Raw genomic sequence first — 17,994 nt, forward strand, 5'->3', positions numbered from 1 at the left:
GCTTAGGTATATGGTTGCAAATTCCAATTCCAATTACGAATTTCAACAGCATGTGATGGTGCAATACTAGTATTACCAGGCCAGATACTAATAATTTCAGTTTGAAATCGCGCCGCAGTTTCCGTCCCCCAGCCGACTTTGGGTGTTGCCGTAAAACAAATGGGGATGCTAGTTTGATCAATCGTGAGCCGGCAGGTTTGGTTATGATAATCAACCATCATTTCGTATTGATGCCAATTCGTATCAGGTTGGAGGAATCCACACGGTATCCAGCCTTGTGTAGCGCCATCGCTTGACCAGCTATAGACTGTCCCGAATGTACTCATCCATGGGTTGAGCACCCATTGAAAGGCACAGCCATAATCTAGTTGGGTTTGGCTGCCATCCCAGATAAAAAAACCACCTTCAAAGGTTTGAGCGTTTTGGATTCCTGAATTTGTCTGAGGAATATATGGTAAGCGAAATTCATAGCTGGTCGTATGAATATACTCAAACAGATCCTGATCAATCAGTGATTTATAGGTAATATTATGCGCCATGACTCCACGTTGGCTGATATTTGCTCGCAGAATGCTTTTGGCGGATGTTTGATCGGTTTGAATATCAGCATTATTGACCGGTACTTGATTTGGTGCTGTCCATAAACCATCACCAAGCACGGTTTTCCAGTCAGCGAGCGTTGTACCACTAAATTGTAGCGCTGTGAGTCCCATCGCAGCGGCTTGTTTGGGTTCGAAAGACCGAACTAAAAAACCGGTTGCGACACTGGTGCCAAGAAGCTTGAGAAATTGTTTGCGATCCATAGCGGCCTCGTATCTGCGATGATTTGGATACTATGAGGAGTATAGTTAGATACGATCTAGGGCTATATAGGTTTTTACTCCTGTTATGATGGTTCTCAATAATTACACGCTTTAGGACTTGTGCCCTAATCCCAGCGGTTACGGGTTGAACCTAAGCATAAATTTTTGGCATAATCGAAATCACCGCAGATGGTTTGACTAATGGCATTCAGAAGGTGTTCGAGGTGGCATCTGGCAGGGCTATGCTTGGGTTGGTACTGGGCACTTTTTCTTCGCCGCACGGGGAACCAATCATTTATACCCGAATGATCTGTGGCTTTTGGGGGGTTCGCCACAGATCATTCGGAGCTATTTCTAAGGATGCGCTGATCTGCGTTTGAAAACGTAGCCCTTGCTTATTGCTAGATATTTGCTTGCTCTTGATTCCAGCGCACCCAATCGCCGTGGGTAATCTGATGATCGTTGGTTAAATGTTGGGTGACCCGTTCGCTGGCATAATACATCCAGGCTAGTATTTGTTGCTCGCCAACGTTAACATAACGTGCAACGCGTAAATACCAACTATTGCCATCAGGGCGAAATTGCTCAAGTTCGTCGATTTCACGCATGACAGTTTCATACAGTGCTGGCTCAATTTCAACCAATGTACCGACGACGCTACCTTCGCCGACAATCATATAGGGGTAGCGATTGGCATAGAGCTGATGTTGCTGCACGATCGCGGGGGTTTCGCTGCGGGTTTTGCCTTCGAGGTAGATTTTCCAGTTGTACTCGCCAGTGCGTAATGTGCCATAGACAAACAATGGCAAGGGTGTCTCGTAAGCTGGTTGGTCGCTCATTGTTATATCCTTACTTAATCAATCCGAGCATAGGCTCGAACTGGAAATGTGCCAAATTGTTTAACTTTAACTGGAACTGCTGAGAAATGAAAGCCGCTGATTGGTAGCTGATCAAGCTGGCAAAGATGTTCAACAATCGGAATATTGTTGCCTAATAATATTGTATGTACAGGTCGTGTGCCAGTATCGGTGTTATCAATATTATAAGAATCGATGCCAACCAGCGTCGCTTGGGCCTGCACCAAATATTCTGCTGCTGCTGCCGTGAGGTAGGGATGGCCTTCGAAATACTGGTCTGTGCGCCAGTGTTGCGACCAGTTGGTATTAACTAAAACGGCCTTACCTTTGAGATCCAAGCCAGCAAAGGCCGCAGCCTCGATCGCTCGTCCATTAGCCAGATCATGGCGAATGAGCACAGCCTCAAGCTCGGCAATTTGAGTTAACGTTAATTCCGATAAATCCTTGCCATCAGCAAAACGATGAAACGGGCTATCAAGATAGGTTCCGGTATTGGCAACCAGCTCAATTTTGCCAATATGAAATTCAGTTCCCTCGGCGTAGTTGTTGCGCGATGCCTCGCGACTGAGAAAATCGCAGATAATTGGCGCTGGAATACCCTTGTAGGTAATCATGCCAGCTTCGATAATATGGCTAAGATCGATAAATTGGGCCATGGAATTATCCTCGCAAAACCTTGAACGATTTGAGTATAGCATGGGTGAACGATGACACTTAAGACGAGTTTAAATTGCTGGAAACATCATGCTCGTTGGGCACTCCAGGCTTTGATCACGCTCCAACCTGATGATCAAACCCACTTGTTGGCAGCTTTGCAAAAAATCGGCAATTCGCAGATGGATTTGTATCTTGGCGATCGAAGCCTAGTAGCTATCGATAGCCAAATTATTGCCCAGCTCCAACGGCGTGGGATTGATGAGCCTGCCACCTATGCCGAATGGTTGGCGAGCAATGATCACTATCAATTGTTGAATCTTGATGATGGCTCGGAATGGGTGCTACGCTGGGGCGAAATTGACCAGCAGCGGGTGCATTTGCATCCTGCTCGCTATAGCCCGTTGAGTGTTCGCGTGCGTGCTCCGGTGTTGCGTTCAGCTTATGCGATAATGGTTTGGCAGCGTTGGTATGGTGGCGATTTGTTTGATCTGCAATTGATCAATCGGGTGCGCACGATGTGGTTGCAACTTAGCCCAATTGCCAAATTGCCGCCAAATGATGGCCTTGCGGCGCTGTTGCGCTTACTACACCAGCTAAACCAGCCAAATTAACCCCAATCAGCTCCAAAAATTCAGCAATTCGATTATTCCAACGTTTTAGTAATAGCAATGGCTGCGTAGCTACCCTCTAGGCTATTTCAAGCGGCTGCTTGTAACCCGTAATTTGCCCGTGATTGCGTCACAACAAGTTTGGTAGGGCAAGTTCCTGCCATAATTTCGGGGATGGGATAATGAATAGTGTGTTGATGATTCCGCTGTATCTTGATGCGTTGGTGCTGCCGACTGAGCAGGCCGTCGCTCAAGCAATGACCGATTTTAGTCGTTTGCCCTATAGTAATGGTCAGCGCGATATTAATGCTGATGTGGCCAATGTTAGCGAAGAGATCGTGCGTCAGCCATTTGCTCAATCGACCCTCAAGGCGGGGGTGCACTTGCACTGGGCGTTGCCCGATAGTCTGACGCGTGGGACGCAAGTTGGTACAACCACCAATTTTCCGAGTGTGCCCAATCGTTGGTTGGTGTTGCGAGCGCGGGGTGGTGGTAATACGCCCTTGCAAATTGAAGAACAATGGATTGTCGAAAGCGATTATCTTTATCCTGCTGGGCAATTTGCTAGTAGTGTGACGACCCCGGTTGCTGCTGAGGGCAATCAACAGCCGTTTCGCTATTTGGGGCGGCGCATGCCCTTTTCAATGTGGCAAGAGCACGATCCGCAGGCTGAATATTTGGCGCAACTCACGGCGGTGGGCTATGGCGAGCCAACTTTTGCGGCGTTTTACCCCAATTGTTACAGTGTGTTTGGCTTCTACGACGATAGCTACACCGACGATGTGCCCAGCGATTTGCAATACCTTGTGCTTGGTTGGTACAACGATATTAATCAAGATGTTGTGCATAACTTGGTCAATAGCCTGCAAGGATCGAGCAATGCTGATTTAAGCGCAGCGTTGTTGACCCAATTGGGCTGGGCAGTGAATGTGCCTGATGGGAGCGATTTCCCTGATGCGCTGTGCTGTTATTGCCAAATTCAATTGAGCAATCCTGCTGCTGCGCCCATTCCAACAACCCCATTGCAAATTGCGGTTGGCAATACTGGCACAGAAGCGCTTTCGGCATTTTTAGCCAACACGATCAACCCTAGCCAGCCAGCCGCGATTGAAGATCATTTAGAGGCTGTGCTGATGGCCTCGTTTCTTGATCAACAATATCTTGATGTGGGAGCAAGCTTTTTAGCCGCCCGTCATGAAAAAAGTTTTAATGCAATTCCAAGCGGTTCGTTGTGGTCGGTTCGCCCGCAATCAACCAGCGGCAGCGCCGATTCGGCCAATGCCACGGTTTTGGTGAGCTTGCCTGAGAGCTTGGCACATCAACTCAATCAATTAAATAGCCTACAGCACGACTATGATCGGGCGCTTGAACTGATCGAGCAGCAACGTGAACAGTTGTTTTTTGATTGGTATAAATATATGTTGGCGGCCTATCCGCCAGCCGAGAGCCGCGATGATTTTCCTGATGTCGATTTGGTGCGCTATTTTGTTGAACAAAAAGATCTTGTGCCGCTGGCAAATTTACTGAATAGTGCTGGCGCACTCAGTTTGCAGTGGGATGAGGTTGGCAATGTGATTGCGGCCTCGGCTGGTAATTCGGCGAGCAATGCAGTTGCCAGCGGTTTGGCTCAGCAAATTAATCTGGTGTTGCAAGCAGTCGCCGATTTTAATGCGAGCGCCGATGTTCAGGCGGTTGATCAACGATATCTGTTGTTGATTACTGGCGGGCCACGCTATTGGCAGCCCAACGAGCCTGTGCTGTTGCTCTCGGGGGCCGCGCTTGAGCCAACCGATCGTCATGGTAGCGATGGTCAATTAGCCTGTCAGTATGCCGCCAACCTGAGCTTGCATCCCATGAATGCGAGTGTCGTTGAGCAATTGGCTAATGCTGTGGCGGCGATCAAAGCCAATGCTACGCCGCAGCAAGTGGGCTTTTTCAGCTACGATCAAGCGCCGTGGAATCCAATTTTGCTGGAATGGGGCGTTGAGGTCTTTCCCTTGGATCATCATAGCAATCTCGACCCCAACACCAGCGCCTACAACCCTGATTTTATTTTCAGTAACTACAGCTTGGCCGAGAATGCCGTTGATTTGGCGATCTTGCCCAGCCAAGTTGCGATTGCCCCAGCTGCCAACTTGTACAGTGGCTGGAGCATTCTTTCATCGCGGGCTGAAACGCAATATCAACAACAACTCAACGGCTATTTAGCCCAATATCCCGATGATACGACGGTGCAACAGGCCGCCGCCTTGGTCAACGACCCTAGTTTTCACTGTTTGGCTCAGTCATTAGGTGGTTTCAATCAAGCCTTGCTGATGCGCAAACAAACCTATCAATTGGCCATGGCCGATCCCTTGGGTTTTAGCGATTATCAAGCTTGGACTAACCAAGTTGCCTCGGCAGTGGCCAATCATAATCGGAGTGCGCCGCGTATGTTCAGCGATTTCAACCCGATTCGCAGCGGAGCCATGCGCCTCAATCGCTTGCGATTGGTTGATAGTTTTGGTCAATTGCGCGATGTCGCAGCCGAGCAAATTATTCGTACCCAGCAAATGACCACTGCTGGCAGCGATTATCTGATTTGGTTGCCGCCACGCTTGATGCAACCGGCTCGTGTGAATTTGCGCTGGCTTTCGGCCAATCAAGGCGATATGGAGATGAACGACGCACCGATTACCACGCCAATTTGTGGCTGGGTCGTGCCAAATAATCTCGATGGCAGTTTGATGATCTATGCAACATCGGGCGCAGCGCTGGGTTTTATCGATGCCCAAGTGCGTTGGCAATATGTGCCAGGCGGGCCAAATGTCGAGCCTACGGCGATCGAAAATCGCTATTTACGCCAAATGGTGCACTATCTTTTGCAACGCACTAGCGACTTTTTACGCGATTTTATTGTAACAATCGACAATGCGCTTGACACCATCGACCCCGAAAATGCTGCCGCTCACACCGATTTGGCCTTGCTACTTGGCCGCCCGATTGCCTTGGTACGCACCTCGCTTGATTTGGAGTTGCAAGGAGCGCCAGCAATTCACCAAAGTTGGAGCGCCCTACGCCTCGATTTGCAGCAAACTAGCCGCGACGACGATGGCTTTGCCGAAGTCGAATTCCCCATTCGGATTGGCGAATATCAACAATTAAATGATGGCGTGGTGGGCTATTGGCAAGAACTCAGCGATGGTAGTTATGCTGATGATATGTTCTATGCGCCGCAAAGTAGCGATTTGCCAGTTGACGATCCGCTAATTCGGACTCACGACCAAGCGGATATGGCGATTATGCAAACGGTCAATGCTGCTCCGCGCTATCTGACGATGCTGTTTGACCCACGTGGCAGTGTGCATGCGACCAGCGGTATCCAGCCAGTCAAGGCAATTACGATTCCTGCTGATCAATATGCTGATGCCTTGGGCGCAATTGCGATTACCTTCCTGACTGCGCCAATTTTGACCAATCAGGGAGCGATCAATTTGCCATTGCCAGTTGAGGCGGGCTATCGCTGGAGTTGGCTCGAACAGCCAACCAGCGAATGGCAAGAAACCAGCGAGATCGGCCAAGTTAGCCCCAAAGCCACCTTTGAAGCACCGCAAACCTTGCACGATGGTTGGCTCAAACTAAGCCCAACCAACGAGAATTAATAAAAGGAACGCTAACGATGACAACAATTGATGATGGATTAATCGTTTATTTGCAACTAGATGCGTTAAGCGCGGGTCAAACCGTTTTAGATATTTCGGGCAACAATAACAACGCTGTGGCTCATGGCTTAGTCCAACTGGTTTCCGATGATGTGTTTGGTAGTGTGCTTGATTTCGATGGCAGCAGCTATCTCGAATTGAATCCAGCCAGCATTCCGGCTGGTAATGCGATCACTGTGAGTTTTTGGGCCTGTGGGGCAGAAAATTTGCCTGGTGCAGGCGTTTCGGCGATTGCTGCCTTGACCGCCGCTGATGAGCGTTCGCTGAATGTGCATTTGCCATGGAGCGATGGCCAAGTTTATTTCGATTGTGGAGCCGAAGGTAATACCTGGGATCGGATGAATCAAGCAGCCAATGCTAGCGATTACAAAGGTACATGGACCTATTGGGCGTTTACCAAAGATGTTGCCACCGGCACGATGCAAATTTATGCCAATGGCACCTTGTGGGCACAAGCCACCGGCAAAACCTTGCCGATTAAGGCCGCGAGTCAAGCGACCTTTGGCGCGTATAGCCCTAATACAACGCCCTACTACGGCAAGCTTTCCAGCCTACGGATCTACAATCGGGCATTATCGGGCGATGAAATTCTGCAAGTGATGGCGGCTGATCCAGCGGCAGCAGCAACCTTCGATAGTTTGTATCCAGTTGGTTTTAATTTGCTCGATGATGATGGCCATTCAATTCTGTACATCGACGATAATCCCCAAGGCTACAACCTCTTTTTGACGATCAGCAACAACTCGCCCCGCACAATTAATCTGGTTGCCCCGAGCGATCAAACACCCTCGGCAAGCAATCACCATTTTGTGCTGAATTTTCGACCTGGCACGCTTTCGACGGCGACGCTGAGCCAAGTTAAGCTGACCGACCAAACCTGGAAACTGAGCACTGGGCAAGCTGTTGATGGCACAACAAGTTTGTATTTGTTGAGCACTCAGGCACGGAGTTTGACTCCCAACCAAAGCCTGAATTTGGCTTTGCAATCGATTAGTGCCTCGGCGAGCAGCGGCGCACGCAACACCCGGGTCGAATTAAGCTACCAACAATTGCAATATGCCAACAGCCTCACCCCATTAATTGGCAGCCGTTTGCAAAATCTGGTGGTGCTGAATGCTCAAGGTGCGCATACACCGCCATTGCATGTGGGCTTTGTTGGCCCAAATATGGTGTTGAATAATGGTAGCGCGGCGAATCAACTAACGTTACATATTACCAACCTACTTGATGATGCGGCGCTGGCGCTTAGCCCAAGCACTAGTAATAGCCCCACCACCTTCATCGTAGCCTTTGATAGCCAAGATAACCAAAATCATCGCGATTGGGCCTTGGGCACAACCAGTCAAGTCAATGCGATTGCGATCACGCTTGAGGGCTGGACTGGTGGCAAAGCTCCTGAAGCGGCAGAGTGGATTTTCACCACGACCCAAACGTCGTTGGCAGCAGAAGCCTTTATTCAAATGAACCTGAGTAACATCATTTCATCGCTGCCCAGCGGCGCGGCCAATCTCTACTTGCTCTATGAAAATTTGCCAGGTTATCGTGATGGCTACTTTGTGGTATCAATCGACAAAACTCCGTTGATCGTGACGAATAATCAGCGGGTTGGCGTGGGCACAAATACCCCAACTCGTGCCTTAGCGGTGCGTGGCATTGCCTCGTCGGAAGAATTAGTCAGCTTTGAAGATGTGAATGGGGCAACCAAGTGGCATTTTAACCAGAAATGGGGCGGGAAAGCTGGCTTTAACATCGCTGAAACGGGCGTAAAAGATGGCCGACTATTTTTGCAGGCTGGTGGCAACACTGGGATTGGCACAACTGCGCCGCGAACTGGCTTAGATACTGGCACTGGGGTATTAAGTGGCGCGGCCAACGACTATACCAAGGCTCAATTTGCCTTTACTGGCGGCGGACGCGTAACCTGGAACGGGATTAATAATCGCTTGAAGTGGAGCCAACGTTTTATTGCAATTTCGATGGAGCGCTCAATTTCTTTTGCTTCCGGCCACGTCAATGTGAACCAACCAACCAGCGATATTCCTGCCGATCAAGTTTACGATAACCAAGTGCGTTCGTGTAATGCCGAAGGCATTGTACTCAAGGCATGGGAAGCCTTATATGCAGTGCATACGGTTGGTGGCAACGAAAATGCCGTCAGCTACCAGATCACCTGTTACACCAAAGCATCGTTCTTTGTGCCCAGTAATTGGCTGCTGGTTGCGGTGGTTAATGGCGATGATGGGACGATTCGTTTGGCCAATGGTCTCGTGCTCAACCCTGGAGCTAGCTCGCTGAATGGCAGCCCAATTCCTTCGGGCACAATTAATATGTGGTCGGGGGCAGATAATGCGCTGCCTGGTGGTTGGGTGCTGTGCAATGGTCAAAATGGCACGCCCGATTTGCGCAATCGCTTTGTGGTTGGAGCTGGCGCTACCTATGCTGTTGGCACGACTGGGGGTAGTGATGCGGTAACGCTGACCACCGACCAAATGCCCCGTCATAACCATAGTGGCTCGACCAATGTTACTGGTGATCATAACCACTGGATGGAAGGCACTGATGCTGATGGTTTATCCAAACGTCGGCGACGAATTTGGGGTGATACAACCGTTGATATGGGCTTTGGTGGCGGCAGAAATGCTGACCCAAATGATGAACGCTGGCGCGGTAGTGTGAATACCGATACGACTGGCAATCACTCGCACTCGCTCGTGATCAATGAAAATGGTGGCAACCAAGCCCACGAAAATCGCCCGCCCTTCTATGCCCTTTGCTACATTATGAAACAATAGGAGGGTTGTTTATGCCATGGAGTTTAACTATTCACCATATTGATCTTGGGAGCAACGGTGATTCAACCGTGGTGGTTGCAACTGATGGTGCTACCACCAAAACGGTGCTGATTGATGGTGGCAGAAATTCTTGTACGAATGATGTTAATGCCTATATTGCTGGCTTGACCGTACCAACCGTTGATGTGATTGTGGTAACCCACTATGATGATGACCACTTTGGCGGCATTGTGGGCTTACTTTCGCTAACCACTGTGGCTGGACGCTATGATCATGCAACCATTTTCGATCAGGGTAAACCACCAGATACCGATAAATTCACCTCACGCAAAACCAATGCGAATGGCGAACTCAAGCAACTCTATCCACGGTATCTTGCCAAATTGGCGGGTTTGCCGAATGTTCATCGGCTGACTGCCGACGTAAATAGTTTTCAAATTACCTCATTCGACAATAATTGGGACCCAATTATCCCGGTTCAGGCCAACCAACAAGCCTTTGGGGGTCATAACTATTGGCCTGCTAATTGGTTAGTTGGCAAAGAAATCATGTGGGGCAATGATCAAGTTGGGAATGCGTATCAGTCGAATCCGCCTGATTTGAATGCCCCAACCATTCATTGTATTGCCGCTAATAAGTACGTCCAACAGGCCGTGGGTATGAATTTTGTTTCAGAGAAAAATCGATTTCTTGGGATTGGCAAAAACCAAACCGCCCGCGATGAAAATGCTAATGACAATACCAAAAGCTTAGCCTTTTTAATTCAATTTGGTAATTTTCGGTATTACATCGGCGGTGATATCGAATCAAGCCAAGAAGATGGCTCAGTTAATCGAAAATCGACTCAAAATCCGCAGCCCTTTTATGATGGAATTCTTACGTATCTAAACCAAACCGATACGATGCAAAATCGGGTGCAGGTGATGAAAGCCAGCCACCATGGTTCGGCTAAATCGACCTCGCGGCTCTTTTTAAATACCCTGCGGCCAGGTTCGGTGTTAATTTCCAATTCGGGTAGTGGCGGTAGTAATCGCTTTGAACACCCGGCGGCACGGGTAGCAAATGTGCTTGATGGCTACGAATCGCAGCCAATTTTATATGCCGATACGATTAACCAAAACAATCAACCACAGCATCCACCACAGCCGCCGTTGGCTCCTCAAAAAGCGATTCCAAGCTATTTGATGTTACTCTCACCCTATCTTTTTAATGCTGGGGTTGTAACATCATTGGCTGCTAATCCGCCAGCTGTGCCTGCTGCGGTACCAGGCCATACCCGAATTCAGGTTAGTCAAGCTCAATCTGGCTACTCGGTGATGGGCGATGGTTATCGCGCTGTTGATGCGCTTGTTACCACGCTTGCTCCATTACTGAATATTAATGGATTACAAGCTGCAACCATTGCCGATGCTGGCACCGTTTATGGCATATCGGCTGCGCTAGCGACGGCCTTTGGATTAAACGCCACAATCCAAATTGATTCCGATCCAGTCAGTCAAACCTCGGCGTTGTCGAATGAAACATGGTTTGATATTGCCTCTGCCATCGCTTGGGCTGGTCCTGATCATGGCGGAGTTGGGGTGATTGAAACAGCAATTGCCCAAGCGCAACTTGGCAACAATGCCGCCGCGATTGCCCAAGCGATCAGCCTGATTGACAATGGCGATCGGATCAGAGAGATTGGCTATGGGAGTGCTGAGGCTATCGGGGCAGCCTTTACGAATCTTGGGGCTGCTCAAATTGAACAAGCTGCAATTAATGGTGCTAATGGTGGAGCTACCCAGCCGACGGCTCAGGCGGCGGCTCAGGCGGCGGTTGCCATGCGCAATGGCGCGGCTACGATTGCCAATGCGATTGTTTTGCCGAATGTTGGCTATGCGATTGCAGCAGCCTTTGGGGCTAGGAAGGCCAATACCGCGACCGTTGCCCAAGCGGCAATGATGGCGGTTGCCCAAAGTATTAGCACTGTCCCACTGCAAGCTAATGGCCTGCTGGGTCCCTTAGCAGCCAGCATTCAATCAGACCCATTGATGGATTGGCTGTTTAATGTTGCAACTGCGAATGGAATGAATGCTCCCGATGCTGCTTTGGCGGCGGGGATTGCGGCGATGATTTATATGGATGGCAGTATCTTTAGTATTCGGGCAATTGCACGCAAAACGTTAACCTTGGCAGCTTATGCTGGTAATGTTGGAGTGGCAGCGCAAGCTGTTGTGGATGCCGTTCCGTTTGTTGCTGGTTTCTATAACGTGGTCTACCGCAATGTTAATCGAGCGAAAAGCTATTAGGAGCCATGCTGATGACAACCCTTAGTGAATTGCGCAGCAGTCTCTTAGCTGCGGTCCAAGCTGATCAGCTTGCTCTGACTCCAGCCTTGGCAACTGATCCAAGTCTCGCAACATTTATTAGTCTGTTGCCATCAGGGCAATTGTTAATAACCCAGCCAGTTGTTGCACCAGACGATCCTACTACAACGTTAACGGTGACAGGTAACGTCGCACTCGATTGGCCTGTACCTGGCACAAACGGTGAACTTGTGCATGTGCAGCATGTGCTGATTACCTATACCCAAGCGACAACGATTACGGCAACCCTCACCGCCAATGGAGTTTTAACGATTGATCAATCATTGCAATTAGCACTTGAAGGCACATTCAACCCTGCTACCTTGCAAATCGATTGGCAACAAGCAGCCAATGCTAATAGTGTTGTGGCGCTAGCAACCTTGGCGAATGTGGTGAGTGGTGGTCAATTAACGCCCTTCCTGCCATTGCTTGATCAATTTCAATCAGGGCCACTTTCGACCACCAATCTGTCGCTTGGCCCAAATCTGGCTGTGCCAACAACCTTTACGATTAGTTCCGATCTTAATACAACCTGGACAATTATTGAAGGATGGGTGGCGATTACCGGGGTTGGGATCACCCTTCAAACCACTACGGTGCTTGATCCACGGCTTGGTTGGGCCTATCAACTGCAGGGCAATATCCATGGCACATTGGTGCTTGATCAGCCCTACCGAATTGAAGTTGGGCTGTTGGGGCAAGAAAATTGGCAACTATTAGTTGTGCCAAATAATGGCAACCTTGTGCCAAGCCTCGATACGATGGCCGGAATTGTTGGTGGGAGCAGCTTACAAGCAAGTATTCAATCAGGCCTGAATGCCTTGGATTTAAGCGAAGTTGCAATCGATCAGGTCTCAGTTCAGTTCAACCCCTATGCCTTACGCTTGCGGGCAGTTGCCATGCTTGGGCATATTACAATTCAAGGTTTGCGCTTTAATCTCCAAGTCTTTTTGCCTGATTTTGGTTTCTTTGGCCAGCTTGATTCGAGCACGCCAATCGACTTGGCAGCCTTAATCACGCTGTATTTTGGTAATCCTGCAAGTTTTCCTGCATTAGCCATTAGCAAACTGAAAGTTAGCACTGTACCAAGCCAAGGCTACTATGATTTTTTCATGGAGATCGATACCGATTGGACAATGCATATCGGAACGGTCGCCTTGGGCTTGCGTGGCATTGCATTGCAAGTTACCCAAAAAACTGATTCGGTGACTGGGTTTGGCGAGACTTTGCTGATTTTTGCTGATGCGCCGTTTGATATTAGTGTTGAATACGAAGCTGGTGCATGGGTATTTACAGGCCGAACGCTTGACGCGAACGATAGTAATAGTCTGTTGTATATCGATGATTCAACGATTAAGCCAATGCAAATTGGCCATTTGATTAGCGCAATCGTTGAATCATTCAGCGGTGCGCCATCCACAATTCCTCAGCCAATTGCCGAACTAACCCTTGAGAAAATTTATATTCGCTTTGCTAGCGATACCTATGATTTCAACTTTGCATGTGAAGCTAAATTTCCAATCAACGATCAGGAACTCGACATAACCGTCACAATTGATGTGATTCATACTGAACAAGGCTATACCACCAAATTTGGTGGTACGCTGAAAATCGGCAGCTTAATCTTTATGCTGCAATTTGCCAGCGATCCCAACTCAAACTTGTTTATCGCGACCTATAGCCATACCAGCGATCAAGCTAGTATCAGCGTCAAGGATTTGATTGGGGCAGTTTCGACAGATGTGGCCGCCTACATTCCCGAAAGTCTCACGATTGACCTCAAGGATGTGCTGTTTGCCTACCAACAAGATACCCAAACCCGCTTTGCCTTTGGCTTCGATTTAGCTGCTAGCCTGAATCTCTCCGATTTGCCGTTGGTTGGCAAGGCCTTCCCCAGCAATCAAACCTTGGCAGTGCAAGATCTCCAAGTGCTAATCGCCTCGCTGGACTTCCCCGCTACTGTCGTAACCCAGTTGAATACTGTGCTGACTACCCAGCACATTTTGGCGTTGCCTAGCCCGTTGGTCGAAGGTATTACCGTCTCGGCCTTGATCGATTTTGGTACTTCAACCCAAGCCTTGAGTATGCCGCTGGCTGGTGATAGCAGCACGGTTACGCCGCCAACCCCACCAACCAGCACCACCAGCGTGGTGACTAGCAATGCCAGCGCCAAGTGGTTCGATGTTAAAAAAGGCTTTGGGCCAGTCTACTTTGAACGAATTGGGGTGCAATATCAAGATTCAGCCTTGTGGTTTTTGCTTGATGCCTCGCTCACGGCGGCTGGCTTAACCCTCACGGTTGAAGGCTTGGGCTTTGGCTCGCCGTTGAATGTATTTAGCCCAAGTTTCCGCATTCAAGGCTTAGGCTTGGATTATCGTAATGCAGCGGTGGAAATTGGTGGCGCATTTGTCCATACTACGGTTTCCAATCAAGGCAAAACCTACGATGAATATGATGGCATGGCGACGCTGCGAGTCAAGCAATTCAGCCTTGGGGCAATTGGCTCGTATGCCTATCTTGATGATCATCCTTCGTTGTTTGTTTATGCGGTGCTGGATTTCCCACTGGGCGGCCCAGCCTTCTTCTTTGTCACGGGGTTAAGTGCAGGTTTTGGCTATAATCGTAGCCTGATTGTGCCGCCGATAGAGCAAATTGCCAGTTTTCCATTGGTGGCCGAGGCGATCAGCGGGCCGCCATCGACGGTCAATAGCGATCCGCAACAAACGATCCAAACCGAGTTGGCCCTGCTGCGCCAGTATATTCCGCCTTCCATAGGCGAAATGTTCTTGACCGCTGGCATTCGCTTCAACTCATTCCGCTTGATCGATTCATTTGCCTTGCTGACGGTCTCGTTTGGCCAACATTTCGAAGTTGATTTGCTCGGGCTTTCAACCGCGATTATTCCTACGCCTGATCTGGCTAGCACCATCAGCCCCTTGGCTGAGATTCAAATGGCCTTGGTGGCGAGTTTCATCCCCGATCAGGGCTTTTTGGGCGTGCGAGCACAACTCACCTCAGCGTCGTATTTGCTCTCGCGTAGTTGCCATCTGACTGGTGGATTTGCCTTCTATGCATGGTTTGCCAAAGAGCATGCTGGCGATTTTGTGCTGACCTTGGGTGGTTACCATCCCAGCTTTACAATTCCGCCGCATTATCCCCAAGTGCCACGGCTTGGCTTTAATTGGCAAATTGATAGCTCGTTGATTCTCAAAGGCGGGATGTATTTTGCCTTGACTGGCTCATTGTTGATGGCGGGTGGTAGTTTGCAAGCAACTTGGCAGAGTGGCAACCTGAAAGCTTGGTTCAATGCTGCTGCTGATTTCTTGCTTGGCTGGAAGCCCTATCATTATGATGCCCGTTTGAGCGTTGATATTGGGGTATCGTATACCTTCCATTTATTTGGAACTCACCATATTACTGCCGATGTTGGAGCCGATTTGCACATTTGGGGGCCAGATTTCTCGGGCACAGCGCGGATCGATCTCGATATTATTAGCTTTGATATTAGCTTTGGAGCCGCTGCGTCCAAAACTCCTAAACCAATCGATTGGTCGAGCTTTAGCAGTTCGTTCTTGCCTGATCCAACAGCGGTTTGTGGGGTTGCAGTTGGTGCTGGGCTTGTCCAAACGCCCCAAGGCGATCCAACCTGCGATTGGGTGATCAATCCAGCGAGCTTTTTGCTCACAACCAACAGCCTGATTCCGATCACTAGTGCCAATTTTGGCCAAGCTAGCGTCAGCTTAGGTTCAAGCTACGATTTGAATGTGGGGGTTGCGCCAATGGCAGTAGCACCCAGTAGCCTAACCTCGCATCAGATTATTCGAATTACCCATAATGGTGCATCGTTTGAGCACGATTTTGCGCTTACGCCAATTGCCAAAGGTATGCCCAATGCCTTGTGGGGTACGGAATTTCAACCCAATTTGAAGAGTGCCCCAATTTTGCCGAATGCAATTGCTGGCTTTGAAATTCGGCCTCAGCAACCACCAGCACCTGGCAGCACCAGCGCAATCAACCAAAGCTACTTGGAATATAACACCCAAACGGTAGCCGATGGTTTTGCTTGGCAAGCTGATCGGCCATTTGTAGCCGAATCGGCTGATGATGCCCAACGGCGCACCACGATTAGCACAACCATCAATGCTTCAGAACCAAGTGCTACCCGTGAGAGCTTACTGGCGGCCTTTGGGCTGGATTGCCCGCTCAATCTGCAAGCAAGTTTGGCTCAAAGTTATGTCGTTGCGCCGCAAGTTGGTACTTATGCCGATGAACAACTGTAATTGCTGAGGATATATCGATGGCAGACCCAATAGAAGCAACTAACGACAAACTGCAATTTAGCCAATTTCATCAGCCCAGCCTCAAAACTGGTTTGTATCAGGTTGTCGTAACTCATCAAATTTCGACCAACGAGCCATCACAGCCTAAAATTCCGCAGACAGTGTTTAGCACAACGCGCAATTTTCAGGTTGCTGGCGAGCGATTTAGCCTTGATCCTAAGGATATTTATGCAGTCTACCCACCCGACGGCAGCTTGAGCGATCACTCGACGATTTTGCCGCACCTGATTTTGAATCGTTCGACCTTGCCGTGGGAGCGTCAAGCCGACCCCAGCAATGAAGATTTGCCGTGGCTAAGCTTATTGATGTTTACCGCCGATCAAACTCCGCTTGCCCAAACCATGACCTTGGGTGAGTTGCAGCAATCGGCCAATGCTGGGGTGAAATTTCCCAGCTTCACGCTTGAGCCAGGCCAAACCACCAATGATCGCGTATTAGTAATCGATGTAGCCAAGCAATTATTGGCTGATCTCTTACCCAGCAATGCCGATTTGGGTTACCAAGCCCATATTCGCCAAGCGATTGCCGACGATGGCACACCAACCGGACAGGAGCGAGCGGTGATTCTGGGCAATCGCCTGCCTGGCCCGAATCAGATTAATACGGTATTTCTGGTTTCGTTGGAAAATCGCTATACCAGTGCTGGCTTCGATTTCCAACAAGCCGGCGATTCAGATTTGATTCGGTTGGTGGTGCTGAGCAGTTGGCGTTTTGCCTCGCCACCAGCAGCCCAACAGCAATTTGCTGATCTCATGCTCGGCTTGAATCATAGCCCCAGTAATCTCCGACTGGCGACCAATGCTAATCCTTTGGCCGAACGTTATGCTGCCCAAGGCTATGCCTTATTACCGCACAGCATGCGCCAAGCCAACCAATCGATCTCGTGGTATCGCGGGCCGTTGGGAGTTGGCCAACATACGACCCAACTGGCTTTGCCAGCCTTAGCCGCCGATAGTTTACTGGCCTATGATTCAACCACGGGAATGTTTGATGTTTCGTATGCAGCGGCGTGGGAATTAGGGCGCTTGATGGTGTTGCAGACCAAGCAAATTTCAACCAGTTTGTATGCTTGGAAGCGTGGGCAAATTCAACAAAAGAAGAGTCAAAATACGCCAACTGCCCGTTTTCAACCGCAACGTTTACAAAGCCGCAGCTTGGCAACCGCTGCTCCTGCTGATGTTCAAACGTGGTTTAAAGGGCTAGCCCAATTGCAAGGCGTGCCGTTCAACTACCTTGTGCCCGATGAAACCATGCTGCCAAATGAGTCAATTCGCTTCTTTCGACTCGACCCAAATTGGATGGCCTGCTTATTTGATGGAGCGCTCAGCATTGGCCGCGCGACCACGGGCGATTTGACCCATGAGCAAGCGCTTGATCTACCGACCTTGCTCGGTGGGCTGCCTACCGTAACTGGCTTTATTATGCGCTCGGCAGTTGTGGCAGGCTGGCCAAATATCATTATCGAAGCATTCGATGCAGCTGAGGCAAAAATCGATCAAATTCGGCTAGAAACCTTGGCTGATAGTGTGCTGATTGGTTTGTTTGCTGGTGATTTAGCCAGTATTAGCTTCAAACTGCATGCTGAAACTATGCATTTTGGCTTTGACCCAGCGACCCAGCAATATCCAAATTTGCATAAGCAATTGCGTGATGCTAATGGAGCCGAAACCAACCAAGTTGTTACGAGCATTCCTTGGCAGAACGAAGCCTATGCAGTTGTGGGTTTGGCTCAACTAGCCACTGCGATGCAACAACTTGTGCCGCAAGCTTCGTTTACCTCAGCCCAATTTGCCTTGCAAATGATCGAAGGTAGTGAAAGCGTCTGTTTCAAACACGGCTAGCTTGATCCATTAATGATGCCAAATAGGGCGTATATTCCAAGCCTCCAACA

At 49.3% G+C, this 17,994-nt stretch carries 9 protein-coding genes; 6 read left to right on the forward strand and 3 right to left on the reverse strand.

The features are described 5' to 3' along the window. Window positions 1-2 precede the first annotated feature (2 nt). From LCH85_00165 to LCH85_00175, 3 genes are all read right to left on the reverse strand, one after another. Window positions 3-803, reverse strand: coding sequence for a hypothetical protein (locus tag LCH85_00165; GenBank protein MCA0350381.1), 801 nt, complete (start codon window positions 801-803; stop codon window positions 3-5). A 401-nt stretch (window positions 804-1,204) separates the two neighbouring features. Continuing rightward, a complete protein-coding gene (locus tag LCH85_00170; protein ID MCA0350382.1) occupies window positions 1,205-1,642 on the reverse strand; it encodes a gamma-glutamylcyclotransferase in 438 nt (145 codons plus the stop codon). Window positions 1,643-1,656: 14 nt separating this feature from the next. After that, window positions 1,657-2,316 carry a cyclase family protein gene (locus LCH85_00175; protein ID MCA0350383.1) on the reverse strand — a complete coding sequence of 220 codons (660 nt, stop codon included), beginning with the start codon at window positions 2,314-2,316 and terminating at the stop codon, window positions 1,657-1,659. Between the two features lie 51 nt (window positions 2,317-2,367). Between LCH85_00175 and LCH85_00180 the strand changes: the two genes are divergently transcribed. The 6 genes from LCH85_00180 (at window position 2,368) to LCH85_00205 (ending at window position 17,944) form a co-directional block, all read left to right on the forward strand. Continuing rightward, on the forward strand, window positions 2,368-2,928 hold the full coding sequence (locus tag LCH85_00180; protein ID MCA0350384.1) for a hypothetical protein: 561 nt from the start codon (window positions 2,368-2,370) through the stop codon (window positions 2,926-2,928). 179 nt (window positions 2,929-3,107) lie between these two features. After that, window positions 3,108-6,566, forward strand: a complete 3,459-nt coding sequence (locus LCH85_00185) for a hypothetical protein (protein MCA0350385.1) — start codon at window positions 3,108-3,110, stop codon at window positions 6,564-6,566. A 17-nt stretch (window positions 6,567-6,583) separates the two neighbouring features. Continuing rightward, entirely contained in the window at window positions 6,584-9,418 is a 2,835-nt protein-coding gene (locus tag LCH85_00190; protein ID MCA0350386.1) for a hypothetical protein, read from the forward strand. Window positions 9,419-9,429: 11 nt separating this feature from the next. Further along, window positions 9,430-11,706: an MBL fold metallo-hydrolase gene (locus LCH85_00195; protein MCA0350387.1), complete on the forward strand. Its 2,277-nt coding sequence runs from the start codon at window positions 9,430-9,432 to the stop codon at window positions 11,704-11,706. Between the two features lie 11 nt (window positions 11,707-11,717). Continuing rightward, window positions 11,718-16,043: a hypothetical protein gene (locus LCH85_00200; GenBank protein MCA0350388.1), complete on the forward strand. Its 4,326-nt coding sequence runs from the start codon at window positions 11,718-11,720 to the stop codon at window positions 16,041-16,043. A 17-nt stretch (window positions 16,044-16,060) separates the two neighbouring features. Continuing rightward, window positions 16,061-17,944, forward strand: coding sequence for a hypothetical protein (locus tag LCH85_00205; protein ID MCA0350389.1), 1,884 nt, complete (start codon window positions 16,061-16,063; stop codon window positions 17,942-17,944). The last annotated feature ends 50 nt before the right edge of the window (window positions 17,945-17,994 follow it).

Source organism: Chloroflexota bacterium (genome assembly GCA_020161265.1).
In the GTDB taxonomy this organism is placed as follows: Bacteria; Chloroflexota; Chloroflexia; order Chloroflexales; family Herpetosiphonaceae; genus Herpetosiphon.

Coding starts and splice junctions, on each gene's coding strand:
- LCH85_00190 (MCA0350386.1), top strand. CDS start 6,584: ATGACAACAATTGATGATGGATTAATCGTTTATTTGCAACTAGATGCG.
- LCH85_00175 (MCA0350383.1), bottom strand. CDS start 2,316: ATGGCCCAATTTATCGATCTTAGCCATATTATCGAAGCTGGCATGATT.
- LCH85_00195 (MCA0350387.1), top strand. CDS start 9,430: ATGCCATGGAGTTTAACTATTCACCATATTGATCTTGGGAGCAACGGT.
- LCH85_00165 (MCA0350381.1), bottom strand. CDS start 803: ATGGATCGCAAACAATTTCTCAAGCTTCTTGGCACCAGTGTCGCAACC.
- LCH85_00180 (MCA0350384.1), top strand. CDS start 2,368: ATGACACTTAAGACGAGTTTAAATTGCTGGAAACATCATGCTCGTTGG.
- LCH85_00185 (MCA0350385.1), top strand. CDS start 3,108: ATGAATAGTGTGTTGATGATTCCGCTGTATCTTGATGCGTTGGTGCTG.
- LCH85_00205 (MCA0350389.1), top strand. CDS start 16,061: ATGGCAGACCCAATAGAAGCAACTAACGACAAACTGCAATTTAGCCAA.
- LCH85_00200 (MCA0350388.1), top strand. CDS start 11,718: ATGACAACCCTTAGTGAATTGCGCAGCAGTCTCTTAGCTGCGGTCCAA.
- LCH85_00170 (MCA0350382.1), bottom strand. CDS start 1,642: ATGAGCGACCAACCAGCTTACGAGACACCCTTGCCATTGTTTGTCTAT.